At 66.8% G+C, this 608-nt stretch carries 1 pseudogene; it reads right to left on the bottom strand.

Going from position 1 to position 608, the window contains the following annotated elements:
- Positions 1 to 608, bottom strand: a pseudogene (locus GWK61_RS55005) (glycosyltransferase); the annotation flags it as partial.

The raw sequence follows: 608 nt of genomic DNA, 5'->3' as shown, positions 1-608 counted from the left end.
GCCCCGACCGCCCCCGCTGGATCCGCGACAACACCGAACAACTGCGGCCGCTCCCCAATCGCCTCCGCACACGCCCTCAGAAACGACGCCCCCGCATCCGAATTCGCGGTTCCAACACTGGCAAACACCAGCCGCCGCCCACCAGGCACCCGATGCCACGGAAACGTCGGATCCGCCGGCCGCTCCGCAATCGACGGCCCGACGTACCGCAGCGTGTCATGCAGCGCCTCAAAGTCCCCCGACAACGCAGCGGTGCTGTACGCGAGCACGAGATGCGGCGAAAACCGCAGGTCGCCATACGCACTCTGATACCGCGCGGAAGCGGCCGTGGTAGGCAGCCCACTACGGACCTCCAGCTCCAGCAGCAACTGCCGAACCCACGCATCAACCTTCGGCATCCCCGCGAGCGGATTCCCCAGCTCCGCAGCCGTCGTCGCCGAAGTCGCCCAAGGCACCCCACACCGCATCGCCACAACCGCCCCACCCACCGCCTGCTGATCGACCAGCATGACATCGGGCGCGAAAGCCTCAACAGCCGCCGCCACCCCCGGAATCATCACCTCAGCCAACGGAACCAGAAACGTCTCCCACAAAAACTTCAACGCCCC

Origin of the sequence: Catenulispora rubra (assembly GCF_015356825.1) — a bacterium.
GTDB classification, from domain to species: domain Bacteria; phylum Actinomycetota; class Actinomycetes; order Streptomycetales; family Catenulisporaceae; genus Catenulispora; species Catenulispora rubra.
Note: the sequence above shows the minus strand (reverse complement) of the source record. Positions and strands in the feature narration are given on the sequence as shown.